The organism is Paenibacillus sp. 01T442, assembly GCF_056398345.1.
Genome location: NZ_JBFTPF010000015.1, coordinates 93848 through 111710, shown reverse-complemented (window position 1 = coordinate 111710; position 17863 = coordinate 93848). Strand labels below are relative to the sequence as shown.

18 protein-coding genes are annotated in these 17863 nt (G+C 45.1%); 17 read left to right on the top strand and 1 reads right to left on the bottom strand.

What is annotated here, in order from left to right:
* The first annotated feature begins 263 nt into the window (after nucleotides 1-263).
* From hutH to AC1DLM_RS15400, 7 genes are all read left to right on the top strand, one after another.
* Entirely contained in the window at nucleotides 264-1832 is a 1569-nt protein-coding gene (hutH, locus tag AC1DLM_RS15430; RefSeq protein ID WP_477570455.1) for a histidine ammonia-lyase, read from the top strand.
* Nucleotides 1833-1852: 20 nt separating this feature from the next.
* Nucleotides 1853-3526 carry a urocanate hydratase gene (hutU, locus tag AC1DLM_RS15425; protein WP_477570467.1) on the top strand — a complete coding sequence of 558 codons (1674 nt, stop codon included), beginning with the start codon at nucleotides 1853-1855 and terminating at the stop codon, nucleotides 3524-3526.
* Between the two features lie 14 nt (nucleotides 3527-3540).
* Nucleotides 3541-4848: an imidazolonepropionase gene (gene hutI / locus AC1DLM_RS15420; RefSeq protein ID WP_477570454.1), complete on the top strand. Its 1308-nt coding sequence runs from the start codon at nucleotides 3541-3543 to the stop codon at nucleotides 4846-4848.
* A complete protein-coding gene (gene hutG / locus AC1DLM_RS15415; protein WP_477570453.1) occupies nucleotides 4845-5813 on the top strand; it encodes a formimidoylglutamase in 969 nt (322 codons plus the stop codon). The genes hutI and hutG overlap by 4 nt, the downstream gene beginning before the upstream one ends.
* A gap of 480 nt (nucleotides 5814-6293) precedes the next feature.
* Entirely contained in the window at nucleotides 6294-6557 is a 264-nt protein-coding gene (locus AC1DLM_RS15410) for an FAD-dependent oxidoreductase (RefSeq protein WP_477570452.1), read from the top strand.
* Between the two features lie 56 nt (nucleotides 6558-6613).
* Nucleotides 6614-6967, top strand: a complete 354-nt coding sequence (locus AC1DLM_RS15405; protein ID WP_477570451.1) for an FAD-dependent oxidoreductase — start codon at nucleotides 6614-6616, stop codon at nucleotides 6965-6967.
* 297 nt (nucleotides 6968-7264) lie between these two features.
* Nucleotides 7265-8182: an aldo/keto reductase gene (locus AC1DLM_RS15400; protein WP_477570466.1), complete on the top strand. Its 918-nt coding sequence runs from the start codon at nucleotides 7265-7267 to the stop codon at nucleotides 8180-8182.
* A 243-nt stretch (nucleotides 8183-8425) separates the two neighbouring features.
* Here the strand turns inward: AC1DLM_RS15400 and AC1DLM_RS15395 are convergent, their stop codons facing one another.
* Nucleotides 8426-9346 carry a hypothetical protein gene (locus AC1DLM_RS15395; protein ID WP_477570450.1) on the bottom strand — a complete coding sequence of 307 codons (921 nt, stop codon included), beginning with the start codon at nucleotides 9344-9346 and terminating at the stop codon, nucleotides 8426-8428.
* Between the two features lie 137 nt (nucleotides 9347-9483).
* Here AC1DLM_RS15395 and AC1DLM_RS15390 point away from each other — a divergent pair, with 137 nt between their 5' ends.
* The 10 genes from AC1DLM_RS15390 (at nucleotide 9484) to AC1DLM_RS15345 (ending at nucleotide 17814) form a co-directional block, all read left to right on the top strand.
* Nucleotides 9484-10461, top strand: a complete 978-nt coding sequence (locus AC1DLM_RS15390) for a phosphotransferase family protein (RefSeq protein WP_477570449.1) — start codon at nucleotides 9484-9486, stop codon at nucleotides 10459-10461.
* Between the two features lie 69 nt (nucleotides 10462-10530).
* Nucleotides 10531-12285, top strand: a complete 1755-nt coding sequence (locus AC1DLM_RS15385; protein ID WP_477570448.1) for a sensor histidine kinase — start codon at nucleotides 10531-10533, stop codon at nucleotides 12283-12285.
* 71 nt (nucleotides 12286-12356) lie between these two features.
* Complete coding sequence (locus tag AC1DLM_RS15380) at nucleotides 12357-12581, top strand: alpha/beta-type small acid-soluble spore protein (protein WP_441987019.1); 225 nt, start codon at nucleotides 12357-12359, stop codon at nucleotides 12579-12581.
* A 140-nt stretch (nucleotides 12582-12721) separates the two neighbouring features.
* Nucleotides 12722-13489 carry a sugar phosphate isomerase/epimerase family protein gene (locus AC1DLM_RS15375; protein ID WP_477570447.1) on the top strand — a complete coding sequence of 256 codons (768 nt, stop codon included), beginning with the start codon at nucleotides 12722-12724 and terminating at the stop codon, nucleotides 13487-13489.
* Between the two features lie 170 nt (nucleotides 13490-13659).
* Nucleotides 13660-14106 carry a chemotaxis protein CheX gene (locus tag AC1DLM_RS15370; protein ID WP_477570446.1) on the top strand — a complete coding sequence of 149 codons (447 nt, stop codon included), beginning with the start codon at nucleotides 13660-13662 and terminating at the stop codon, nucleotides 14104-14106.
* An 18-nt stretch (nucleotides 14107-14124) separates the two neighbouring features.
* Nucleotides 14125-14481 carry a response regulator gene (locus AC1DLM_RS15365; protein WP_056615144.1) on the top strand — a complete coding sequence of 119 codons (357 nt, stop codon included), beginning with the start codon at nucleotides 14125-14127 and terminating at the stop codon, nucleotides 14479-14481.
* 261 nt (nucleotides 14482-14742) lie between these two features.
* The gene (locus AC1DLM_RS15360; protein ID WP_477570445.1) at nucleotides 14743-15147 is read left to right on the top strand and encodes a hypothetical protein; all 405 of its coding nucleotides are present in this window, start codon (nucleotides 14743-14745) and stop codon (nucleotides 15145-15147) included.
* A gap of 41 nt (nucleotides 15148-15188) precedes the next feature.
* Nucleotides 15189-15341: a hypothetical protein gene (locus AC1DLM_RS15355; protein ID WP_477570444.1), complete on the top strand. Its 153-nt coding sequence runs from the start codon at nucleotides 15189-15191 to the stop codon at nucleotides 15339-15341.
* A gap of 525 nt (nucleotides 15342-15866) precedes the next feature.
* Entirely contained in the window at nucleotides 15867-17633 is a 1767-nt protein-coding gene (locus tag AC1DLM_RS15350) for a right-handed parallel beta-helix repeat-containing protein (protein WP_477570443.1), read from the top strand.
* Nucleotides 17587-17814: a hypothetical protein gene (locus AC1DLM_RS15345; RefSeq protein WP_477570442.1), complete on the top strand. Its 228-nt coding sequence runs from the start codon at nucleotides 17587-17589 to the stop codon at nucleotides 17812-17814. The genes AC1DLM_RS15350 and AC1DLM_RS15345 overlap by 47 nt, the downstream gene beginning before the upstream one ends.
* Nucleotides 17815-17863: the final 49 nt, after the last annotated feature.

Genomic DNA, 17863 nt, shown 5'->3' with positions numbered 1-17863 from the left:
AATCGACAAGACTAGCGGCGACAACTGGACTTATAGCCATCTTGACAGCTCGCGAACCAGCGTGTGAAAATAAGAATAGGTAAGATTAGGAAAAAACATAATAAACGATAAAGTGGTGATCGCGATGAAGGATCGGCTGGAGCTTGATACCGAACAATCGCATATAACCCTCTTATTTAAAAAAAGGGGCCGTATGGAAGTTAACAACTTCCGTACGGTCCCTTTCTTTTGGTAAAGCGAGAAAGGAAGGAGTCTGAGTTGTCATGGCGACGGTATACAAACAGCAGGAAAATAGCCTAGAAGCGATCCCAGTGTTAGTAAACGGGGAGAAATTGATACCTGAGTTAGTCGCGGCGGTTGTTTATGATCATGTGCCGGTCCGAATAGATGAACAGGCGCTCCAGCGTGTGATTGCGTGCCGCAACATGGTGGAGGAACTGGTTGCAACCGGCCAAGTGGTCTATGGGGTCACGACGGGGTTCGGCAAATTCAGCGACGTGACGATTTCACCGCAAGACGCTGTCCAGCTGCAGGTTAACCTGATCCGCAGCCATGCCTGCGCCGTCGGCAGACCGCTGCCGGAACCTACGGTTCGCGCATTGATGCTGCTGCGCGCAAACGCGCTGGCCAAAGGACATTCCGGCATTCGTCCCGAAACACTGCAGCTGTTGATCGACTGCATTAACCGTGGCGTACATCCCGTCGTGCCAGAACAAGGCTCACTTGGTGCTAGCGGGGACTTGGCTCCGCTGTCACATTTGGCACTGGTTCTGATGGGCGAGGGGGAGGCATTTTACCAAGGTGAACGGCTGTCGGGTGAGAAAGCGCTCGCAAAAGCAGGCCTCAAACCGATCAGCTTACAGGCAAAAGAGGGGCTTGCGCTTATTAACGGCACGCAAATTATGACATCGATCGGTACGCTGGCACTTATCAACTCACAACGACTTGCGAAAATCGCAGATGTGATCGCATCACTGACAGTTGAATGCTTGCGCGGTATTCCGGAAGCTTTTGCGGAAGAGGTGCATCGGGTACGCCCTTATCCAGAACAGATCGGCGTAGCGAAGAACTTGTGCAACCTTCTGAAAGGCAGCAAGTTGACGACACGCCAAGGAGAGCTTCGCGTACAAGACGCTTACTCACTGCGTTGTCTGCCCCAAGTGCATGGTGCGACACGCCAAGTTCTTGCCTATGTACAGGATAAGATTGCAATAGAAATGAACGCTGCGACCGACAACCCGTTGTTATTCGTGGAGAAAGGTCTCGTCATCTCCGGCGGTAATTTCCATGGTCAGCCGATCGCATTCGCGATGGATTTTCTGAAAATCGGCATGAGCGAGCTCGCGAACATTTCGGAACGCCGTACTGAAAGACTGGTAAATCCAGCGCTTTCAGGTGGACTTCCTGCATTTTTGAGCCATCATCCAGGGATGAATTCGGGCATGATGATCGCGCAATATGTAAGTGCATCGATCGTTTCGGAAAACAAAGTGCTGGCGCACCCATCAAGCGTGGACTCGATACCGTCTTCAGCGAACCAGGAGGACCATGTGTCTATGGGAACAACAGCAGCGCGCCATGCCGCGCAAGTCATCGACAACGTGTCCAAGGTGCTGGCGATCGAGTTGATTTGTGCAGCGGAAGCTGCTGAATTTGTAGGGACTGAGGGCCTTGCTCCGGCGACCCGGGTTCTGTACGACAAGCTGCGGGCGCTCGTTCCCCCTGTTGTCGAGGACCGCTCAACTTCCCGCGATATCGAAAACGTGGCGACTGCTTTACTGGAAGGCGAGTGGCTACAAGCGGTTGAGGCTGTGACTGGCACGCTATTTTGACATGAGAGGAGATCACTATGATGAATGCCAATTCTCAGAAGCGAGAAATACGCGCCCCTCGTGGTACAGATCTGTCCTGCAAGGGCTGGGTACAGGAAGCGGCTATGCGTATGCTGATGAATAACCTTGACCCGGATGTCGCAGAACGACCGGAAGATCTCGTTGTGTATGGCGGCATCGGCAAAGCGGCTCGTAACTGGTCTTCCTTCGATGCCATCATCCGCGAATTGCAGCGCCTGGAAAGCGGTGAAACATTGTTAATTCAATCCGGCAAGCCGGTCGGTGTTTTCAGAACCCATGAACGGGCACCACGCGTGCTGCTCTCTAACTCTGTACTCGTGCCCAAATGGGCGAATTGGGAGCATTTTCGTGAGCTGGAGCAGAAGGGGCTGATGATGTACGGCCAAATGACCGCGGGCAGCTGGATTTACATCGGGACGCAAGGGATTTTACAAGGTACGTATGAAACCTTTGCCGAAGCGGCCCGCCAACATACAGGTGGTTCGCTCAAAGGTACATTGACGTTGACCGCAGGCCTTGGCGGGATGGGCGGCGCTCAACCGTTAGCTGTCACCATGAACGAGGGGGTCGTCATTGCAGTTGAAGTTGACCGAATACGGATTGAGCGCCGAATCCAAACCCGTTACTGCGATGTGCTAGCTGAAACGCTGGATGAAGCATTGCAGCTGGCAGGTCAAGCAATGGAAGCGAATAAGCCGATAGCCATCGGTCTGCTGGGTAACGCTGCGGACATATATCCCGAATTCGTGCGTCGCGGCATTAAGCCACATTTCGTGACAGATCAAACGTCGGCTCATGACCCGCTTATTGGCTATATTCCAATTGGATTTACGTTGGCTGAAGCAGCGCTGCTTCGTGAGAAGGACCCTGAGCAGTACGTGAAGCTTTCGAAAAGCAGTATGGCGACCCATGTGCAAGCGATGCTTGACCTTCAGCAAATGGGCTCCGTCGTGTTCGATTATGGCAACAATATTCGTCAAGTCGCCTTCGACCAAGGGGTTGCCCATGCTTTCGATTTTCCCGGCTTCGTTCCAGCCTATATCCGGCCGCTTTTTTGCGAAGGGAAAGGACCTTTCCGCTGGGTAGCGCTCTCCGGTGATCCGGAGGACATTCGCAAAACAGACGAACTTGTGATGAAGCTGTTCCCAGACAATGATCACCTGCGCCGATGGATTACGATGGCAAGTGAGCGTGTCGCGTTCCAAGGTCTCCCAGCGCGTATTTGCTGGTTAGGCTATGGTGAACGCGAAAAATTCGGTCTAGCATTAAACGACATGGTGAGAACTGGGGAGTTGAAAGCACCGATTGTGATCGGTCGGGATCATTTAGATTGTGGCTCCGTCGCGTCGCCAAACCGTGAAACGGAAGCGATGAAAGACGGTTCCGATGCCGTTGGCGACTGGGCAATCCTGAATGCGCTGATCAATACGTCTGCAGGTGCATCTTGGGTTTCGGTCCATCATGGCGGAGGCGTCGGGATGGGCTACTCCTTGCACGCAGGCATGGTGATTGTTGCGGATGGGACGGATGCGGCAGATGAGCGTCTCCGGAGTGTATTGACCTCAGATCCCGGCATGGGGGTAATCCGCCATGTTGATGCAGGTTACGACGAAGCGATTGAGACAGCGGAAAAACACGGCATTCGCATCCCGATGAATGAGCAGGGACAGTGAGGAGGAGTGAATAGATGGAGCGGATTGATGTGCTCGTTACGGGGATTGGCCGTTTGGTTACCCCTCCTGGGAATGTACCGCGCTACGGGCAACAAATGAAGGAAGTTGATGTAATCACGGACGCGGCGATAGCTATTCGCGAAGGGAAAATCGTCGCGTTTGGAGCAGCACGAGACGTCATGAGTCTCCTTGCAAGCGTAGAAATTGAAGAAACCATTGACGCAGGTGGACGTATGGTCACGCCAGGGCTGGTCGATCCGCACACCCATCTCGTTCATGGCGGTTCCCGTGAACATGAGCTGGCGCTGAAGCGGTCGGGTGTCTCGTACTTGGACATTTTGGCGCAGGGCGGTGGCATTCTTAACACGGTGCAAAGTACACACGCAGCGAGTATGCAGGAGCTCTATGATAAGGCGCATCGAAGTTTGAACGAGATGCTGTTGAATGGTGTCACGACGGTTGAGGCGAAAAGCGGCTACGGTCTCACTCTGGAAGATGAATTGAAGCAGCTGCGTGTGGCAAAATATTTGAACGATAATCACCCAGTCGAAATTGTCTCGACATTTATGGGGGCACATGCGGTGCCGCTGTCGTATAAAGGTTGTACCGAGGAATATGTAGACCTCATCGTCAATGACATGATTCCCAAGGTGGCGGAAGAGGAGCTTGCGGAGTTTTGTGATGTGTTTTGTGAGAAGGGTGTATTTACCGTCGAGCAGTCACGCCGAATTCTGCTGAAAGGTAGGGCGTACGGTTTGCTTCCGAAAATACATGCAGACGAAATAGAACCCCTTGGCGGATCGGAACTGGCAGGTGAAATCGGTGCGATATCCGCTGAACATTTGCTTGCAGCGACCGACAAAGGCTTCGCTGCCATGGCGGAACACGGCGTGATTCCAGTGCTCTTGCCGGGCACTTCGTTCAACCTAGGTCTGGCCAAACATGCGCGAGCACGCGATATGATCGATACGTTTAAACTGCCGGTGGCTCTCGCAACGGACTATAATCCAGGGTCCTGTCCGACCGAGTCGATCCAGCTCGTCATGATGCTGGCATCGCTGAACCTGAAGATGACGCCGGAGGAGATTTTAACGGCATGCACAATCAACGCGGCGAACGCGCTCGGACGTGGGGAAAGTATCGGTTCGATTGCGGTGGGAAAGCGTGCGGATTTAACCATATTTGATGCGCCGAATCTGGCATATTTGCCGTATCATTTCGGGATTAACCATACATTTGGGGTCATCAAAAACGGAAAGGTGATCGTATGGGACCGTACCCTTGTGATGGAAGAATCAGGTAAGGAGGAGGGGGCACGATGAGCCACGAAATTCCTTTTCTCAAATTACCTGATCAAGCTGTGTTCCGAGATCACATGGAAACCAAGGTTGCCCATTGGATTCGCCAATGGGACGGTCAAGAGCCATTGCTTGCAGGGATCATCGGCATTCCGTTGTCTAAGTCGTCGATCTCGCATTCAGGTGCTTCGACGACACCGTCGGCAGTGCGTTCAGCTTTCAAGTCGTTTACGACATACTCGATGGAGTATGGTGTTGATCTGCAAGACTTAGCCGTTCGCGACCTCGGTGATATCCAAATGCATGTGACAGACATCGCGGAATGTCACCGCCGCATTGAGGAAAGCTTGCGCACGCTATATATCGATCAGCCGAGCTTAATTCCAATCATTTTCGGCGGCGATCATTCGACGAGCTGCCCCTCGATCAAAGCTTTCGTGAGTCGTCATCCTGGGAAAAAAGTGGGTATTCTTCATTTTGATGCGCATCATGATGTCCGCAATTTTGAGGACGGTGGCGTCACCAACGGTACGCCGTTCCGCGGCATCCTCGAATCGGGTGTGGTAGAAGGACATCACATCGTACAAATCGGCATTCGAGGCTTCATGAATTCGAAACCGTATCATGACTACGTTAAGGATAAAGGGGTACATGTATATACATCTCGCGATATCCGTCGGATAGGCATGGATGCGGTGCTCGACCAGGCGCTTCAACACGCGGGGAACGGCACGGATGTGCTGTACGTGAGTTTCGACGTAGATGTGATCGATCAGGCCTATGCACCAGGTTGCCCGGCGATCGGTACGGGTGGGATGAATCCGTGGGATGCGCTGGATGCCCTCTACCGACTCGGATCGCTGCCGCAGGTGCAGGGTCTGGACTTCGTCTGCATCGATCCAACCATCGATGTGCGTAATGTGACCTCGCGACTAGCAGTACAGTTCATGCTCAGCTTCTTGGCAGGGGTCGCTGCGCGCCCGAAATAATAGTTGGCATTATGCTTAAGCTAGAAACGCCACTATTTCCTTATTACTGCAGCTAGCGGCGTTTTCTTTGTGTAGCAGGGGCGGAGACTGCGTTAGTCCGAAATTTCCGAATTAAAAATAGGATTACTTGTAAAAAAGACCCATAGTCCGATTCTGCCGAACTATTTACCGACTATCCTTGTTCGGAGGCTTAATTGGTGTATTTACTTGGGTTAATTCGGACTAAACACAATAAAATGAGGCGGATAGTAAGATTAATTTGGCAAATTCGAACTATTTGGTACCAGAAGCGTTATCCGTATCGTCCATACTCACAATATATTTGTAAAAAAAATTATACTATACTAGAGGAAAGCGTTACTATGAAAAATAAGGTATATGTACCGATTCTGGCAATGGGAAGAAAGACATTCTTGCAGGATTGTATGCGCTTACGAAATTATTCTATCATTCTAAATAAGATCGTGAGGGAGAGTAGGAATGATAAGTGGAGATAGCAAGAATCAACAGGTTTATACAGATATCTTGGTTGCCGGAGGCGGCATTTCGGGTGTTGTAGCTGCCATTGCGGCTGCGAGGAACGGTGCCAAGGTTACGCTTTGTCAGGATTGCTCGGTGCTGGGAGGCAATGCCTCTTCCGAGATCCGTATGCATATTGTTGGGGCGGCGCATTCCAAACGCGGGACAGCATTAGAAACAGAAGCGAGAGAAGGCGGTATTCTGGAAGAAATTCTACTGGAGTGAGCTGTTCGCAATCCACAGCGAAGCGCTTCGATGCTGGATCTCCTTTTATATGAAAAGTGCAGAGCCGAGCCCAACCTGACGCTAATGCTGAATACGCCATTATTGGTGTGCGAATGGGCGGAAATCGCATTGTGTCAGCTTGGGCAACGAGGGAAAGTACGGAACATAGCTTCGAAATCTATGCGAACATATTCATGGATTGTACGGGAGATGGCCGTCTCGGCAAAGAAGAAGGAGCGCGATTCACGACAGGACGTGAGTCTTCTGAGCAATATGGAGAGTCTTTCGCTGGGGCAGTAGCCGATACGTATTGTCTTGCTTCTTCGCTGTTATTTACAGCAAGAAATATGGGTAAACCGATGGCATTCATCTCCGGGAATCTCGACGATTCATTGGTCAACATGTGTTGACGCAAAGGGATCTGGAAGAGTCCGTTCATTTCGAACGGGACTTTGAGTGTGAACGTGGTCGCGAATGATGCGGCAATCTTGTATTTGAAAAAGTGATAAGCAGTATATGGTAACTTGTGTAAACTATCCAGCACAAACAGCTAATCGGCTGTCAATTGTGTGGATGGTTTTTTTTGCTTCGTTCTACATGTCAGGGATCGCGATTCTTGAATATGAGTTAGCAATGTGTGACAATAGGAGAGGTAACTCAGGAACAAGTAGTAAGTGATGCAGTTTTGAAGGAGGAATTATTTTATGATAAAAACAATGAAACTTGGAACAAGTAACTTAGAAGTTCCGGTTATTGCAGTAGGCTGTATGAGAATTAACTCGCTGGACAAGCTTGAGGCTGAACGCTTCGTACAAGGGGCTATGGATATCGGAGCTAATTTCTTCGACCATGCGGATATATACGGTGGAGGGACTTGTGAGGAAATTTTCGCGGATGCCATCCATATGAACGATGATGTACGAGAGAAGATCATTCTGCAGTCCAAATGCGGTATTCGCAAAGGGATGTTCGACTTTTCCAAAGAACATATTTTGGAATCGGTTGACAACATTTTGAAAAGGCTCAAAACGGATTACTTAGATATTCTGCTTCTACATCGTCCAGATGCTTTAGTAGAGCCTGAAGAAGTTGCTGAAGCGTTTGATTTACTGGAAAGCTCAGGGAAAGTCAGACATTTCGGTGTTTCCAACCAGACGCCTCTGCAAATTCAATTGCTGAAGAAATCGGTCAAACAGCCGCTTGTAGCGAATCAATTGCAATTAAGCATTACGAATGCAACGATGATTTCAAATGGTATCAATGTGAATATGCTGAATGATTCTGCAGTGGATCGTGATGGCGGCATTCTAGATTTTTGCCGATTGAATGATATCACGATTCAGCCTTGGTCTCCTTTCCAATACGGATTCTTTGAAGGTGTTTTTCTTGATAACGAGAAATTCCCAGAGTTGAATGGGAAGATTGATGAAATCGCAGCGAAATATGAAGTATCCAATACGACAATCGCGATTGCGTGGATTCTTCGTCATCCTGCGCGGATGCAGCCTGTTACAGGGACAATGAATATCAATCGATTAATCGATTGCGCCAAAGCTGGAGATATTCAGTTGACTCGTCAAGAATGGTATGAGATATATCGTGCCGCGGGAAATGTTCTTCCTTAGTGTCTAGTGGTTGAATCGAAGCGTTCACTCCCATGGAGTGAGCGTTTTTTGTCATTTTTTTGCCCGATCTGAACAAAAGAGGCAGTTTTACCTACATGGCGATTTGGTGCACATGAAAAACCAGTTAACATCTACAAAAGCGGAAGTTAACTGGTTTATTTACTATTTACTAGGAGTAACTAAGTCTTATTGGCGTTAGCTATGGTGGAACCTATTCCATATCTCGCAGGTACGTGTCATAATTTAATGGTTGGAAACTGTATCCAGTAAGGTTCGAACATAGGCATCAATACTAAACCAGCGCGTATCTATGGTAACAGGGACTTTATTTTCTACCATGTCAATAGCTTCTCTTGGATGCAGCAGATCATATCTAGGGCTGTACATTTCGGTGAACGGAGGCAGATCATCTCTTCCCTTTGGAGCAATTGGCGTGGCGCCTAGCAATTGAGCTTCGTAGAGTGCCAAAGTGAGACTACCGCCAATCGTGACAGATACCGCTGCTGTTGCTCTGGATAAAAGTTGATAATACTCAGCATGCGGCAGCCTTCCCACTTCAATGCCTAATTCTCTCCACATGGCAACTGGATAATGGGACAAAGGTGTAACAGGCGAGGCGATTACCACGCGATACCCTAACTCCATAAATTCAAACGCCAAGCGGACAGAGAGATAAGGCTGATAGAATTCATTCATGCGACCTGGGAAGACAATTAGTTTCTCCCGCTCATAAGAAGGTGTGATGCCATTCAAGGTGGCATTCACATAGTCATGGTCATAAGGAAAGCCCGCTGCGATGACTTCGACTTGTGATCCGGCAGGCAGACAACGTTTGCCCCAAGGCACCATGCTAGGATTCGTATAGAAAATAGCTTTCAATGAAGGATGACGGAAAATCCATAATGACTCTAAGTCTAACACGTTCGTAAAAGGGTTCCAGACGTCATGTTCTTGAATATATAGATACTGGGGAACTGGACTTGCTTCTTTGATCATATCAAATAGCGTGAAGCGTGTGATCAAAACGGGAGTCTTTGGGTCCTCCGGCAGCTGAGGGGAAAAGGAATACGGGACACCCGCGGAATCAAGTCCTTTTTTTAAACCGCTGAGATAATTGGGATACCACGCTGTTTGATCATTTTCGTCTACAAGTACATGTAACATGATAAGTAAGCCTCCATGGCGACTATGAATTAACTATATATGCAAAATATATCATATTTTTTCGTGGATATCATGCCTATTAACAATTGTGATATGGTAAATTATGATAATGAGCAGGACTAGGACGGTGAGAAATAATGACAGCAATGAACGAGAGAATCTTCTTAGAATCTGGCAAGGTTCGTGTTGGTATTCCGCATGTAAGAGAAGTTATCTATGTGGGGCGTAATGGTCAGAAAGTTGAGCGGATTCAGGCGAATGTAGATGATACGATAACGAGTTTTATTTATAAACCACTTACGAACTATCCCAATAAGGGAAAAGAAGTATGGCTGCAAGCGAATTTATTCGAACGAATTCCTGAGGTGAACATCCCCAAGATCCTCTTTGCTTCTCAAGCGCTGGAGCCGGAAGAGGAATGGATGGTTTTCGAAGATTTGGGCGAATTGGAGCATAACTTCAGCAGTGAGATGATGTTGAAAACATCAGAGTTCATCCCTTATTGGCATCTCTTGCCGACATCACTTCTACCAGAAGATTTTGAGGGTCACACTCCGAAAATTCAGGAAATTCAACGTTATATTTTGACTAAGGATATGCAAACGAGGCAATTATTCGAGCGTTTAGGATTTCTGGATGAGCATATCACTTACTTTTATGAGGATATTCTACACCAGGATCATCTTGAAAATGAAATCGTCATTTCGCACGGAGATTTGTATCCGTTAAACATCGCCGAAGTGAATAATCAAGTCTATATTTTCGATTGGGAGTACGCTCATACGAATAGCGTATTCTGGGATCTGTATACGTTGATGGACATTACGAGCCCTCAATATAGGCGATTGGTCATCCAGCAGGAGTCACGTATCGCAATTCTTGCTAGATATATCTCCGTTCGTGAAAACCTTCAAACGCCTACACAAGGTAACTTCATTACGGATTATCACAAATACAGTGCGCTGTATTCCGTCTGGCTGTTACTTTTAATAGAAGAGGATATCGCCCATGAAAGATTTGAGAAATCAGCCCTTTTACAGCAGTATAAGGAAACACTTGAGATTCTAAAAATCGTTCTTAGCTATCTAAAATACACCAATGGACAATTTTTTTAAAAAAACTGCAAAATTCGACAAAATTGCTTTATAATGAGAATACAAAATGCTGTTGAGGGAGTCGTAAGCATGTTTTCATCATTAGACAAGTTCCCATTAAAAACAATATTAATTTTCTTAATCGCCATATTAAGTATGAATTTAACGTATTTTCAACATTCGAAAGTGCTTTTAAATAATCATCAAAAAGAGAAAATACAATTAGTGACTTCTACGATTTCTGCCGAACTTGGAAAGCAAAGTGAAGTAGAAGCAACTTATGATGAAATGCTGGGTCATGAACTACGAACCGCTTCGATTGTGATTCAGAAGACTTTACATCCTGATTTCCACCAAGTCACGAACGAACAGCTGGTCACCTTAGCAAAGGAATTGAATATAGAAGGGATTACATTATTCGAGAGACGAGGTGATGATTTCATTGGGGTAAGATCCTCGGATCCCAAAGAAATCAACGCAAGCTCGAAAACGTGGGGAATCGTGTATTCCGCCCAATTGCAGTTAACGGATCGCAAAAGTGTCGACGTAGGTACCGGCTTGACCCTCGAAAATTTCTGGAGTGGCCCCATTGATACAGCTTCGACGGATGCTACAAATATCAGGAAATGGGGAGAATATTACGACGGAACGACGAATTATGTTATTAATCCCTATTTGGACGTATCAAGCAGTCTTGAACACTATCGGCAAAAAGTAGGTGTTGATGCAAGTATTCAAGAGCTCCTAGAAAACAATAAAGGAAATTTAATTGAGATTGGCGTCCTAAATCCGGAAAAGATTTTTGATAAAACGCCAACACCAAATAATAGGGCTAGCTGGTATTCAGAGCGACTCTTATTAAACGGCAGCTATAAGTATAGAGACGGCATTGAAGAGAGTAAAATCAAGGAAGCGCTGACCAAGAACAGTACGGTGTTTTACAATGTTGTAATTAATGGAACGAACATTCTGAAAAGCTTTACACCGATGGTCACAACCAATCTGAAATATAAGCGTGATGACTTACCCAAAGTGGTTATGGTTGCAACCGATTACACACAGATCGAAAAAACGTTACATCAGCAGTTTCGTGAAGTTTTTATATTCATGAGCATTGTCACGCTGCTAGTCTGCGTTGTTATTATCATTCTGTATTCGATTACGCGGAAGAAGAATGAAGGAGCTGTGAAAACAGTTCAAGATGTGTATCTGGCGAATATTAATTCGATTGTTCAATCGATCAAAGAACAGCGTCATGATATCATCAACCATATTACGACCATCTCCTGGATGATTAAATTAAAGAAATATGAAAGTCTGCAAGACTACATAGATCCTCTAATCCAAGAAGCGAAAATGATGGATAACAAAATTAAAGCGGTTGAAATTAATATTCCAGCATTAAGCGGAATTATCCAAGCGAAGTTGGCACAATCCGAAGTGCATAACATTGACATGCAGGTTGATTTTAAAAATATGGAAAATTTGCGTCTCACGACGATTAAAACCACTGATTTAGTCCGCATATTAAGCAATCTAATCGATAATGCATTTGACGCGACGATCGAGTTGCCAGTCAACGAAAGAAAAATCAATGTGGAAGGCATTGTTCAAGCTAACCAACTCACGATTCAGGTGCAGAATTCTTGTAATCCCGTTACTCCTGACATACACACAAGAATATTTGAATCAGGCTTCTCGACCAAACAAGGAAAGAACAATAAAGGTCTTGGCCTTCATATTATTAAGCAGTTAATTGAACGCTATAAAGGAAGTATTGATTTCACAACGCAAGAGACTGGCGTAACGTTCTCCATCGTCATTCCATTAAAACATGAAAAATAAATATTTGAATGTATAAGATTTCCTTACACTCCACATCCTAAGTTTACACCACAAGAAGGAGTGATTTACGAATGGCTAACAACAACAGTAGCAGAAGCAACACATTGCTAGTTCCACAGGCTAAAGCCGCTTTAAATCAATTGAAATATGAAGTTGCACAAGAATTAGGGATTGCCTTGCAGCCAAATGGTTATAATGGAAATCTTCTTACACGCGACGCAGGTTCAATCGGTGGTACAATCACGAAGAGACTAGTACAAATCGCTGAACAACAACTGCAAGGCTTTAACCGCTAGACCATTGGTTATAGGCAAGTTTAAAAAGACATCAATCACTCTTTCTACTCGGGTGATCTGGCGTCTTTTTTTTCTTTACAAATGCAATCGTTTAGGGAATTATGTAAGTTGAGACTATGTTAAAGTGAGAGGAAGCAACTATGATTTTACCTGGAATTGTATCCGTGACATTTCGTGAAAGATCAGCAATTGAAATACTCGAATTAAGCAGCCAATGTGGGCTAAAAGCAATTGAATGGTCGGAGAATGCGCATGTTGGGCCTGGGGATGAGGTCGAAGCACACAATCTGTACACAAGAACAATCGATTCCGGCATGCAGGTAGCCGCATATGGTTCTTATTTTCGATTGCTTGCAAACCAACAACCTGAGCAAGTTTTTCGAGAGAGTTTGATCGCTGCGAAAGCTTTGCATGCTCCGCTCATTCGCATTTGGGCAGGAGTAGTACCCTCTTCGGCAGCTGACTCCGATTATTATGCTCGCCTTGCTAAAGAAGCTACACATATCGCTGAAATGGCTGCTGCAGAAGGTATAAAAGTTGCGCTTGAGTGGCATAGAGGGACACTAACGGACACGAATCAATCGTCTATGCGGCTATTGGATGAGGCAGATCATGCCAATCTGTATTGCTTGTGGCAGCCAACACCGGAGCTATCCGTAAAGGAACGTTGTGAAGGTCTGCATGAATTAGCGGCGCGAAAGAAGCTGTTAAACCTTCACGCTTATTATTGGGAAGGCGATATTCGCAGACCATTTGCTGAGGGGATTCACGAGTGGTCTCAGTACTTGGCACAGATTGATAGCCGTGAAGACCGCTACATGCTAATGGAGTTTGTTATGGGGGACACAATTGAACAATTTAGAACAGATGCCGCAGCATTCCAGCAATTATTACATGATTTATCTTAGCGTCTCAAACGTATAAAAACGGAGCACCGCGATACGCGAGCTCCGTTTTTTTCCATTTTCACATACATCTTTAACAATTAGGATTGTAGTTACCTAACAATTATAGGCTAAAGTGAGTGTAATGAACGAAGTTATTACCGGTTACAACCAACTGGATAGGGGAGAGAAGCATGACTCAGAACTTGCAAAATTTATTACTGGACAGCGTCCGAGTATCAATTGACAACATGCTACCGCAATCATTAGATCAAACCGAAGTTCGTATAAGTAATGAACCGATCCGTAAGGATGAAATTGGCGTCTCCATCAATTTCACGAATAGTGAGTATTGTATGATTTTAGATGGGCAACGTGTCGTATTTAGTCGAATGAGCGAAGCGATTTTTGGGATGTACATGGAAGGTGAAATGCTAGATAGCTGTGTGAGCGAAATTGCCAACATTATTGCGGGCAGAACCACCACGATCCTTGGTGAACAAGGTGTTGCACTGGATATTACGCCACCGTCTTTATTGGAGGAAAATCACCATTTTGACTCTCAGACTAACAAACTGATGCTGCCCATTTCCATTCAGACAGTTGGAGATATCCGTGTCGTTTTATTGAAAGAGCAATGATAAGAGGAGTGAGAGATCATGGCAAAAATTTTAATCGTAGATGATGCAGCTTTCATGCGTATGATGTTAAAGGATATTTTGACGAAAGGCGGACATGATGTTGTTGGTGAAGCGGAAAATGGTCTAGTAGCTATCCAGAAGTACCAGGAGCTTAAACCAGATATAGTAACGATGGATATCACGATGCCTGAGATGGAAGGCGTAGAAGCGGTTAAGGAAATTAGGAAAAAAGATGCGAATGCCAAAATTGTGATGTGCTCAGCCATGGGGCAGCAAGGCATGGTCGTACAAGCGATTCAGGCTGGAGCCAAGGATTTCATCGTCAAGCCATTTCAAGGTGATCGTGTTCTGGACGCCATACGCAGAGCTATATAATACATAAAGAAGTACGCTCATCCTTCGCTGAATTTAGCAGAAGGAGGGGTGTTTTTTTTCGCTTTTTTATGTGACAAAATCCTTACAAATTAGGGTTTTTCTAATCACTTTAACCTAAAATACTGACAATCATTAGCTAATTATTAGTAAAAAACATGTTTAGCTAAAATCCGAAATAGAAGTTTCACAACAATTCATCGGTAAGATTAGGATATTGAGAAGTAACAAATTTTGTTATGGAATTGCGAGGGACCTACAACAATGAATCTAATCCACTACTATCGCGAGCAATTTCTCGAATTAATATCACAATTCGAGCCGAATTGGGAGGAGGAGCCATTTTGCCAATTTGGATTTCGATGGAACGCGTTTACGACGAATATGTATAAAGAATTTTTTCAGATGACACAAATGCCAAATGAAACATTGTACTTAATGTATGCCATTGAACTTCCTGAGAAATACAAGAACACGAATATAAGTGAAGTTGTTAAGAGTGTATCTTCTTCCTACGAGCTTTCTATGTATTATTTCACGGATAAGATTCTTTTAACATCCTGTATCTCGATTGAAAATTTACAACAAACATCTTTAGGTTTTTTAAATCAAGCACGTGGGGAAATCATTGATCTTGTGTTCTCAGCGATTCAATTAAAAGACATGTAACCAATACTTAGGGGGATTTAATGATGAAGGCAACAATTAGAATGAAATTATTAGCAGGATTTATCCTTGTACTCGTACTCACATTTACAGTTGGGCTAGTGGCTATTATGAGTATGAATGCCATTCAAAAATCAGCAGTAAATGTTCAGGGAAATTGGCTGCCTAGTATTCTCAAGATTGATCAAATTATGTAAAAAGTAGATATTTCCCGAGCGATGCCAAGTGGCAATCGCTTTTTTTCGATATAGCTTCTGGCAGGTGCTGCTAGGGGTGGGGGCATCCATATAACTGGAAAAACTCCATTTATATTTCAGTTATTAGCCTAATTTTTAAGTTTTAATGGAAAATGTACAGCTAATTCTCAGGATTTGAGTGGTTTCGAAGTATTCCATTCGAATTACATGTATATTTTACAGTTAAATGGAATTATTCAAGATTTCAGGTGAAAATAACTGTATCTTATCCATTTATTTCCTAATAAAATGAAAGAAATTTGTTCAATCCCCCTCTATGTTCTCCCCCCATTGTCAACTATACTGAACTCAAAATTGAATGGGCGGGCACATACAACATGAGTAAATATACTAGCGAGATGCCAGGCTGTTGAGACAAAGGGAGGGATGGCAAGGAAGTTGGATTGTTATTGAGCACACATGCAAGTAAGTCGTTTTATTTTCGCACAAAAGTTAAGCGCTTACAATTAGGGGGAGGCTAGGATCATGGAATTATTTATGAAAAAGGGTAAAAGGTTAAGTGCATTCGTCATAACCATTATGATGATGTTCTCTTTATTGATAATGCTTGTACCGGCAACCGTATTTGCTGCAAATACAACTTACTATGTCGACGCTGGCAACGGCAGTGATTCAAACAATGGCACAAGTACGGCAACGGCGTGGAAAACATTGACGAAAGTAAATAGCACAACGTTCCAGCCTGGCGATCGTATTTTATTTGAGGCCGGAAATACTTGGGTGGGTCAGTTATATCCGAAAGGCTCGGGTATATCAGGGAACCCAATCGTCATTGATCAGTATGGCACAGGAGCCAAACCAAAGTTTCAGGGCCAAGGTGCGGTGAAGGCTACCGTATATTTGTACAATCAGCAGTATTGGGAAATTCACAATCTAGATATTAGTAACCAAACAACCGGTTTCGTAGGTGATCTTCGAGGTGTACATATTACAGGAGCAGATATTGGAACGCTCAATTACTTCCGTTTAGATGGGCTCAATGTTCATGATGTAAGTGGTGAAGTCAATTGGATTGGCGGCGATGTGGCCGATAATGCAACAGGCATCACTTTCCAGACAGGGTGGGATCGTTCCAAGCGAACTGGCGGCATTGTATTCGATATGTCATCGAACGTGCTTGCTCCGGCCGCAGCAACCGTAAAGAGCAAATTCAACGATGTGATCATTTCCAATTGTTCCATTAAGGACACTTCTTTTGGGGGGATTATTCTCAAGCAATATACGGGTGATGGAAAAGATAACAATGGGAATACCTCCGTTTCGGTAGGTTGGGGTGTTCGCAGCTCCGCTTCGGATACAAATTGGGTTCCTTTTACGAATATTACGATTAAGAATAACTTCATTAGCCAAGCCAACACGATCTATGGTTGTAATGGTATTTATTTGACAGATGTTAAAGGAGGGTTGATTGAGAGTAATGTCGTTGCGGCTGCGGGAACTTCGGGGATTGAAACCTACTATGCGGATGATGTTATTATTCAGAAGAATGAGACGTATGGTGTGGTAAAAAAAGCCGGTGGTGCCGATTACAACGGCATCGATACGGATAAAGGTACGACGAAACAGGTCGTCCAATACAATTACATTCATGGCAATGGGGATGGGGTCCTGCTATGTCAATTCAGCTTTGGCGACTCCATCATCCGATACAATGTGATTACAGGTAATTCGAGATATCAAATTTATCTCCATTCCGATTCGGCTGCGACCTCGCAAATTTATAATAATACGATCTACAATACGAATAGCACGTATTTGATTTATGGTTACGGGTCCTATATTAATGCTAGCTATCATATAAGAAATAATATTCTGGATTCGACACAGAGTTCAGCGGTGCTAACAACTGGCGGAGGGATTGCCTATAATACGAATAGTTACTATGGGACTGGGCTTACGGTTCCAGTTGGAGATGCGAATCCGAAAACAGGTGATCCGAAATTAGTGAATCCAGGAACTGGCGGAACGGGAACAGAAGCGAGTGGACCCGCAATGAGCACATTAGGTGGCTATAAGCTTCAAACGAGTTCTCCGATCATCAATCAAGGCGTTACGATTGCGTCCAACGGTGGACTTGATTTCTGGGGAGATACCTTATACACAGGCGCAGCAGATATTGGTGCTGATGAAACACAGGTTACGGGTGGCAGTACTGGACCTACTTACTTGGTAAATGATACGTTCGATGCTGTGGCTACTGGCAGTAGCCTTCACGGCGAACACCTGGTATGACTTCAAAGTTGTGCTAGATACGAATACCGATAAATTTGATTTCTATGTTAATGGCACGTTGAAGCTATCCCAAGCAACAATGAGAGCAGCAGTAGCGAATGTGTCAAAGATCGAATTCTATGCGGATAACTCACAAACGGGCACAACGAATGTAGACATTGTAAAAGTATATACGCCATAACAATTAGTATTGTTGAAATCCCGAATTGCCGGAGACGGTGATTTGGGAT